The organism is uncultured Gimesia sp., assembly GCF_937919775.1.
In the GTDB taxonomy this organism is placed as follows: Bacteria; Planctomycetota; Planctomycetia; order Planctomycetales; family Planctomycetaceae; genus Gimesia.
Map to the genome: position 1 here is coordinate 1 of NZ_CALFPF010000129.1, position 7421 is coordinate 7421.

General features: G+C 51.4%; 9 protein-coding genes. 6 read left to right on the forward strand and 3 right to left on the reverse strand.

The window, feature by feature from the left end:
- The first annotated feature begins 240 nt into the window (after positions 1 to 240).
- Both Q0294_RS03500 and Q0294_RS03505 read left to right on the forward strand, forming a co-directional pair.
- On the forward strand, positions 241 to 1944 hold the full coding sequence (locus Q0294_RS03500; protein ID WP_299460973.1) for an SLC13 family permease: 1704 nt from the start codon (positions 241 to 243) through the stop codon (positions 1942 to 1944).
- Between the two features lie 53 nt (positions 1945 to 1997).
- The gene (locus tag Q0294_RS03505) at positions 1998 to 2567 is read left to right on the forward strand and encodes a hypothetical protein (RefSeq protein WP_299460975.1); all 570 of its coding nucleotides are present in this window, start codon (positions 1998 to 2000) and stop codon (positions 2565 to 2567) included.
- A gap of 455 nt (positions 2568 to 3022) precedes the next feature.
- Here the strand turns inward: Q0294_RS03505 and Q0294_RS03510 are convergent, their stop codons facing one another.
- Positions 3023 to 3289 (reverse strand): hypothetical protein, encoded by a 267-nt coding sequence (locus tag Q0294_RS03510; RefSeq protein WP_299460977.1) that lies wholly within the window; start codon positions 3287 to 3289, stop codon positions 3023 to 3025.
- Here Q0294_RS03510 and Q0294_RS03515 point away from each other — a divergent pair.
- Genes Q0294_RS03515 through Q0294_RS03530 form a run of 4 tightly spaced genes read left to right on the forward strand, consistent with a single transcriptional unit; the run spans position 3288 to position 5915 of the window.
- Positions 3288 to 3692: a hypothetical protein gene (locus Q0294_RS03515; RefSeq protein ID WP_299460979.1), complete on the forward strand. Its 405-nt coding sequence runs from the start codon at positions 3288 to 3290 to the stop codon at positions 3690 to 3692. The genes Q0294_RS03510 and Q0294_RS03515 overlap by 2 nt on opposite strands.
- Position 3693: 1 nt before the next feature.
- Positions 3694 to 4335, forward strand: coding sequence for a CDP-alcohol phosphatidyltransferase family protein (locus Q0294_RS03520; RefSeq protein WP_299460981.1), 642 nt, complete (start codon positions 3694 to 3696; stop codon positions 4333 to 4335).
- A gap of 2 nt (positions 4336 to 4337) precedes the next feature.
- Positions 4338 to 5270 carry a phosphatidate cytidylyltransferase gene (locus Q0294_RS03525; RefSeq protein WP_366917900.1) on the forward strand — a complete coding sequence of 311 codons (933 nt, stop codon included), beginning with the start codon at positions 4338 to 4340 and terminating at the stop codon, positions 5268 to 5270.
- A 3-nt stretch (positions 5271 to 5273) separates the two neighbouring features.
- Positions 5274 to 5915 carry a lysophospholipid acyltransferase family protein gene (locus Q0294_RS03530; RefSeq protein WP_299460985.1) on the forward strand — a complete coding sequence of 214 codons (642 nt, stop codon included), beginning with the start codon at positions 5274 to 5276 and terminating at the stop codon, positions 5913 to 5915.
- A gap of 87 nt (positions 5916 to 6002) precedes the next feature.
- On the opposite strand, the gene Q0294_RS03535 is transcribed toward Q0294_RS03530, so the two are convergent.
- Both Q0294_RS03535 and Q0294_RS03540 read right to left on the reverse strand, forming a co-directional pair.
- On the reverse strand, positions 6003 to 6410 hold the full coding sequence (locus tag Q0294_RS03535) for a hypothetical protein (RefSeq protein ID WP_299460987.1): 408 nt from the start codon (positions 6408 to 6410) through the stop codon (positions 6003 to 6005).
- A 139-nt stretch (positions 6411 to 6549) separates the two neighbouring features.
- Positions 6550 to 7421 (reverse strand): DUF1559 domain-containing protein (locus tag Q0294_RS03540; RefSeq protein WP_299460988.1); only part of this gene is annotated, 872 nt, incomplete at its 5' end.

Sequence of the window (7421 nt, forward strand, 5' to 3'; positions counted from 1 at the left end):
CGACACTGTAAACAGAAAAATACAAACAATTTGTGTCATTCGTTTCACGGAAAAACTCATCATGACTTTTCACCTGATTTGAAAGGGAATAAGTGGGTTCCTGTGGTCGATCCAGGAGTCAGACAGACTCGAATGAATGGCTGATGTCTATTTAACCCTCTCTTGATCTGAATGTGTCGAAGAATTGGCGATTTTCACGAAATAAAATAATCTGAACCTGAAAACCAGACTGGCAGAACAATGGAACAAAGCGCTTGGGTCATCGTTGTGATTTTGTCGGGAGTGGCCATTGTCATTGGCGGCGTCCTCTTTTTTCGCCTGCACGCCTTCCTGGCGTTACTGGCGGGGGCCATTTGTGTAGGCGTTTTGACGCCTGCTCAACAGATCGAAGAGACGGCACTCCGCAAAAACAAGCTGAAAATCATTGAGGTCAGCGAGGACAACCGCAAGGTCGTCATCGAAGTGGAAAAGGCGGGCATGATTCAGCCCGGCATGCTGCTGCTCATTCTGGGGACGGAAGAACCCGATTTTCCGCTGATTCCGGTCGCGGAAATGGGCGTGGAGCGCGTGACGGCGAAGTTTACCGAAGGCAGTAAACGAATGATGATTGCCGACCTGAGCGTGCGCGATGACAGTGCCAGTCGTCAGATTCGACTAAATGACTTTGCGATTACCCCTGCCAACTATCAGGCTGCCATCATGGAGGGGAAACAATCGGTGGGAGAACGGGTGGCCGACGGCTTTGGTTCCACCTGTGCGAAAATCGGTATCCTGATCGCGCTGGCCGCCATCATCGGCATGTGTCTGCTGGAAAGCGGTGCCGCCGAACGCATTGTCCGTTCGGCCATCAACTTTGTCGGCGAGAAACTGGCACCACTGGCGTTTATGGCGAGCGGCTTCTTACTGGCGATTCCCGTTTTCTTTGATACGGTGTTTTATCTGTTGATTCCACTGGGCAAGGCGATGCGGTTCCGCACCGGCAAGAACTATCTCTTGTATGTGCTGGCGATTGTCACCGGAGGCACGATGGCCCATTCGCTGGTCCCGCCGACACCCGGCCCGTTGTTTGTCGCAGAGCAGTTGGGCGTGGATATCGCGACCATGATGATCGGCGGCATGATTGTCGGCAGTATCGCGGCGCTGATTGGTCTGGGTTACGCGGTTATGATCAACAAACGCTGTGTTCTGCCGTTCCGGGATTCGGCCGATGTGACGAAAGAAGATCTGACAAAACTGGCATCCAGTCGACTGGAAGACCTGCCCGCGCTCTGGTTGTCGCTGACCCCGATTCTGCTGCCCGTGTTTTTAATCGCCGGTTCCACGATGTTGAAGTTTGAATCGATCAAAAATCTGTGTTCCCCCGAGGTGCAGTCGCTGATCGTGACGCTGGGGAATAAAAATATGGCGCTGGGCATCGCAACGGTGATCGCGCTGATCACCTTGATTCGCCAGAAGAAGTCTTCTCTGGCCGCCCTTTCGACATCCATTCAGGCTGCGCTCTCCACGGGGGGTGTGATTATTCTGATCACGGCCGCCGGCGGCGCGTTTGGCGGCGTGTTACAACAGACGGGGGTCAGCTTTCTGATCGAATCGCTGCCCGATGTTTCTCCGCTGATGCTGGTGACGCTGGCGTTTCTGATTACGACGGCGATCCGCAGCGCGCAGGGTTCATCGACGGTCGCCATGATCACCACGGTCGGCATTCTAGGGGGTATCGCCGAATCGACAACGCTCGGTTTTCACCCGGTTTATCTGGCACTGGCCATCGGCTGCGGTTCGAAACCGATCTCCTGGATGAACGACAGCGGCTTCTGGGTCATCGGAAAAATGAGCGGCATGACCGAAGGCGAAACCCTGAAATACGTCACCCCCTTAACCGCCATGATGGGAGTTGCCGGTTTTATCATTGTTCTGTTAGGCGTGCAGTTTTTCCCGATGGCTTGAGTAGAATCAGTGAGCCATACAACACGATCTTTGTATTTGGAAACTTGTGAGACATGTCTGATGAATTGAGTGAGGCAAAAACAACGGCTGCTCCCTGGCAAATCACAAGCTGGATTTGTTGTCTCGTTATCATCATCAGCGTGCTTTCCTGTGTCGTTCTTGCAGCAGTGCGCAGTGAAGGCCTGACGCAAATCAAAGTCACCGCACTTGATGCAAACGAGGAACCCCGCGATCATGATCTGCCTCTGTTCAAACAGAAGGACGCACTTCCTGATTATGAAGTGCTGGTGATTTCTCAGGATGGATTCAAAACGAATCTGGGAGCCAAACTCAATACATCCGCTAAAGCAGGACTGATCTGGAAACTCAGCGAGCCGATTTCGATCCATGAAATTGCCAGTATTCGGTTGCAGGATCAGGACAAAATTATCTCGGATGCGATTGCGGAAGTACAATTGACCGATAAATCTGTCGTCTCAGGGAATTATCGCTTTGATTTTCAAACAGAACGTTCTGCAGCCGTGGGAGTGGAATCCTTTTTTGGAACACCAATCGGTCTTGCCATCGCCGGGGCATTTCTGATTGCAGTGATCCTTGTGTTGTTGAGTGTCTTTTTTCAATAGCACTAATCAGTGTGCTGATTTAGAAATTATGAAAACTGCACACAACCCGGGAACTTCGCATGAAATGTGAAACCAATGAGCATGAGCGAATGGAGTCAGGTCGTGTTTATTTATTGGTTTTGAATGTGATTCCCAGGACCGCAATCTAACCCAGGTCGGTTTTAACCGCGGCTAACGCCGTGCGGCTGATCTTGTTTTCAGGTACTTTGACAGCCGGAATGACTTATTAGCCGCAGGGCGTTAGCCCCGGTTCCTCCCCGGTCCATTTTTGATTACACATCTCGATGGTTTTTTCTTTGACAAAAACGAATTCGAATTAAGAAACACGACCTGGGTTCCTGCAGAAAATCTGGTTGCCGCTCTCAGTAGTCATCTTCGGGATGGGAAACAGGATTCGTTTTTTTATCCGCAGTCCTGTCGGAAACAGTGGTCCTGATAAAGCGATATTGGAAAAATTAGTCGAGCGAATCAAAAAAGTTCAGTGCGACAGGTCGAATCAAACTGAGACAAAAACCACCAATTAAAGCCGATAAACCAGCCATTACGGTAATGAAACGATGCTTGTTCCTCTTTCTTATCTGCTTCACGCTTGCTTGCGAATCTAAAGCCTGCCAGAATACTTGCCGAACGTGAATTTTGATCATTTTGACGTCGAACACAGGGTTTGAATTTTTAAACGCTTCCAGCGAAATGACTTCTTTGAGGAATGAGCAGCCGTCCATGGAACAGAGTATTCGCACGACGCGGCTGTTTAATTTTCTCTCCGCGATCCTGGCATTTCTGCTGTGGGGGGGCTGGGCTTACCACGTTAATTCCGCCAGTTCGCCGCAATCGGGGGTGGTCGCTGCACTCACACAGGGGACGGCCAGTTTTCTGATCACACTGTTTATGGTGCATGCGGTCACGTTTCTGTTTCATCATTTTCAAAAGCCCTTCGCGAAAGTGATCTTTCCTGCCATCTTAATTAACAGTTTAACCGGATTCTGTCTCGTGAATATACACACGCTGATGGGAACCCCGCGCGTGTTTGCCACGATTGTTCCAGCGCTCACTGTCGGGATTTCATTCTGTATTTTTACCGCCTGGAAATTATTGAAACTGTTTCAGCAGCAGGGAAACACCTGATATGAGTGAGCCCAGTGCCCGTCGTCCGCTCAAAGTGCGCGATGTCAAAATCGTAAATACGTTTGCGCGTTACCTGAGTGGTAAAAATATCACTCCCAATCAGATCTCGGTCACCAGCGTCTTTTTCGCTGCCCTGTCTGCCGGCTGTTTTCTGCTGTTCGCCCGGTATGAGCATTGGTGGCTGCTGATTCTGGCCGGTCTGTTCATTCAATGTCGCTTACTCTGTAACCTGTTCGACGGGATGGTCGCCGTCGAAGGGGGCAAGAGTACCAAATCGGGTGAGCTGTTTAACGATATTCCCGATCGCGTGGCGGACCCTTTGATCCTGGTTTCTGCCGGTTACGCGATTCATGTCGTCGGTTATGGTGGCGAACTCGGCTGGTGTGCCGGTCTGCTGGCGGTGATGACGGCTTATATTCGTACTTTGAACGCCAGTATCGGGGCGCCCGTGGATTTCAAGGGGCCGATGGCCAAGCAGCATCGCATGGCGGTGCTGACGTTTGCCTGTGTGTTTGCAGCCATCGAAGTTGTGATCCGTCATACAGATTATAGCTTGCTGATCGCGATTGTTCTGATCTCTGTCGGCTGTGTGATTACCTGCATCCGTCGTACCATTTCTGCCTATCGATTTCTGGAAACCTGATGATGTTCAATATCCCGCCGCATTCGTTTTATGCCATGCTGGTTGTGCTGGGACTGTTGCTGACCGCGTCCACCAGCCGTTTGATCCTGGCCCGCAGGAAACCTGACAAAGATTACACAGAGCTGCGACAGCGGATTCAGTCCTGGTGGTGGATGATTGGGATCCTGTTTGTCTGTCTGGTGATCAGTCCCACCGCCGCCATCATCCTGTTTGCCTTCATCAGTTTTCTGGCGCTGAAAGAGTTTTTCTCGATCGTGCCGACACGTCAGGCGGACCGGCGCGTTTTGTTCTGGGCTTATGTTTCGATCCCGATTCAATATTATCTGGTCAGTATTGGCTGGTATGGTATGTTTATCATTTTTATTCCCGTGTATGTCTTTCTGTTATTGCCGATGCGAATGGTCCTGATTGGCGAGACCAAAGGCTTTATTCATTCCGCGGGTACGATTCACTGGGCGGTGATGCTCACGGTGTTCTGTATCAGCCATATCGCGTATCTGCTGGTGCTGCCGATAGAAAATCCGGAAGCGGGCAGTATCGGGCTCGTGATTTTTTTACTGTTCATGACACAGTTCAATGATGTCTGCCAATACATCTGGGGCAAGTTGCTGGGCAAACATAAAATCATCCCCAAAGTCAGTCCTAATAAAACCTGGGAAGGTTTCCTGGGGGGCGTGTTGACGATTGCGCTCGTCTCCGGTTTTCTCGGACCTTATCTGACGCCGCTCACGTTTCGCTTCAGTCTGCTGGCCGGTCTCTTGATCAGTTGCTCCGGTTTTATCGGCGATGTCGTGATCTCGTCACTCAAACGTGATCTGGAAATCAAAGACAGCGGGACTCTGATCCCCGGCCATGGCGGCATCCTGGATCGTTGTGACAGCCTGATGTTTACCTCGCCTCTGTTTTTTCACTTCCTGTATTATGTGAACTATTAGAACATGGATCGTCTGCTCAAAATCCTGTTTTTTGCGGTGATCGTCAGGCCGATCGTCTTTATCGTGCTCGGTTTGAACCTGCGCGGAAAACAGAATCTGCCGCAGCAGGGGCCCGCGATGATTGCGGCAAACCATAACAGCCACCTCGATACGCTGGTGCTGATGAGCCTGTATCCGTTATCCAAATTGCACAGAGTGCGCCCCGTCGCCGCCGCGGATTATTTTCTGAAGAACCGGTTTCTCTCCTGGTTTGCGCTCAACTGTATCGGCATCATTCCCATCAGTCGCGCGGGACGCCAGCGAAAAGCCGAACTGTTTGCCGGCTGCCATCAGGCGTTGGATCAGGGGGACATTCTGATTCTGTTTCCGGAAGGGAGTCGGGGGAACCCGGAAGAACTGAGTGAAATTAAACGCGGCATTTATCATATCGTGCATGACCGCACCGATACCCGCGTGACGCCGGTAATGATGCACGGCCTCGGTCGCGCATTGCCCCGCGGCGAGGCGTTGCTCGTTCCCTTTAACTGCGATGTGATTATTGGAAACGAACTGCCCGAAGCAGAGACAGCCGAGCAACTGGTGAATGGAATTAAGGAATCGTTCCTCGAACTCCAGAAGTACTGCATCACCTGTCGGCAGGTTTGAATTAATGTCACAACCGATGTGTTCTCGTCACTAAAAAAAACAGCCCGGTTACGCTTGTAACGGGGCTGTTCTGATTTTGACGACTGCTTATTTCGACTTCAGCGCGAATTCGAATTTATTCTCACCGCCCGCTTTGACGTCGGCGGTGAGCGTTGTTTGAGAGTTGTAGTTTGCAGGGATGTAAGATTCCGTGATCGGTTCGTCGTACTGGTCTTTTTTGCCGGTGTCGCGTGAGGCTGAGATCAGCACTTTTTTCTGGCCAAGCTGACTTTCGAACTGGAATTTGCCATGTTCGATGCCGCCGGCGGAGGAGCCCCCTTTTCCGTCAGCCGGGTCGAAGACAATACTCCCTTGAGTCAGAGGTTCGCCATCGAAGGTGACGGTTCCCTCCACTTTCACGGTAGCGGGGGCTTTCGAAGACCCGCCGCAACCTGTGAGGAGCAGTAGACAAATCGCATAACAGGCCAGTTGAGCTCTGGTTGAATTACCTCGCATTATCGTTCCTTTGATCAGTGAGGCGAGCGCGCCTCGTGCTGCCTTTGTTTTCCATTGCTGACTCAGGTTGAGAAGAAAGAGGCAGCCTGTGATCCGCGTAGATTGGTTCACAGGCTACTCTGGTTACTTGAAATGTCGTTTAGAATTCTCCGATGGTCTCTTTTCCTTCACGGGTTCCCAGTGCCTGGAAGAGCGCGGTGTCGATATTTTCGGAAACAAAGCGAACGGCACCGTCGCCCATCAGAGTATGCACGCCCCCTTCGTGGCGGCTGCGGGCGTGAATTTCATTGTTTTCACCCGAACAGGCACGACAGGGCGCGTCTTCCGTACCGTTACAGTATTGGGCGACATCACCGGTGGGTGTGTTCGGCGGTCGGATGGTGGTAAAGGTCAGACCGCCGTTGTGATAGCTGTTACCATAACGGCCGCGTAAGTCGTGTGTTCCGCCACAGACCACATTGCCTGCTCCCGAAGCGGCAATATGATCTTCGGCAATGTTGATTTCGCTGCCCATAATGGTCGTCGAGGTTCCGTCAACAATATCACGTATTTTAGTGCTGGAAAGGTTATAGAACATCCCGTTTAATCTGGGATAGATGCTGGCTAAACCTTGTGCAGTCGACCCGGAACAGAGCAGATAATTTCCATGGAAACCCTGTTGGTCAATTTTGCCAGCTTTGGGATCGGAGGGGCAACTGAAGAGAGCAATTCGTGTGGTGGCTTCAGGCCAGCCTCCGGGGAATTCGTTGTTCTGAATGCGGGGAGTGATTTTATTATAGAGGGGCGCCTGATCGACAAACGGCAGCAGCATGTGAAACCAACCCTGCCTGCTGTTTGAGGTGCTTCCCGGAGCCGTGGAAGCCGCATTCACTCGGCAGATCGTTGAAAAAGGAAATACGCGATGCGTTTCATGGTAATTATGTAATGCAAGCCCGATCTGTTTCAGATTATTCTTACAACTCGAACGTCTGGCTGCTTCACGCGCCTGCTGTACGGCTGGTAATAAGAGGG

Coding starts and splice junctions, on each gene's coding strand:
- Q0294_RS03505 (WP_299460975.1), top strand. CDS start 1,998: ATGTCTGATGAATTGAGTGAGGCAAAAACAACGGCTGCTCCCTGGCAA.
- Q0294_RS03535 (WP_299460987.1), bottom strand. CDS start 6,410: ATGCGAGGTAATTCAACCAGAGCTCAACTGGCCTGTTATGCGATTTGT.
- Q0294_RS03500 (WP_299460973.1), top strand. CDS start 241: ATGGAACAAAGCGCTTGGGTCATCGTTGTGATTTTGTCGGGAGTGGCC.
- Q0294_RS03515 (WP_299460979.1), top strand. CDS start 3,288: ATGGAACAGAGTATTCGCACGACGCGGCTGTTTAATTTTCTCTCCGCG.
- Q0294_RS03520 (WP_299460981.1), top strand. CDS start 3,694: ATGAGTGAGCCCAGTGCCCGTCGTCCGCTCAAAGTGCGCGATGTCAAA.
- Q0294_RS03525 (WP_366917900.1), top strand. CDS start 4,338: ATGTTCAATATCCCGCCGCATTCGTTTTATGCCATGCTGGTTGTGCTG.
- Q0294_RS03530 (WP_299460985.1), top strand. CDS start 5,274: ATGGATCGTCTGCTCAAAATCCTGTTTTTTGCGGTGATCGTCAGGCCG.
- Q0294_RS03510 (WP_299460977.1), bottom strand. CDS start 3,289: ATGGACGGCTGCTCATTCCTCAAAGAAGTCATTTCGCTGGAAGCGTTT.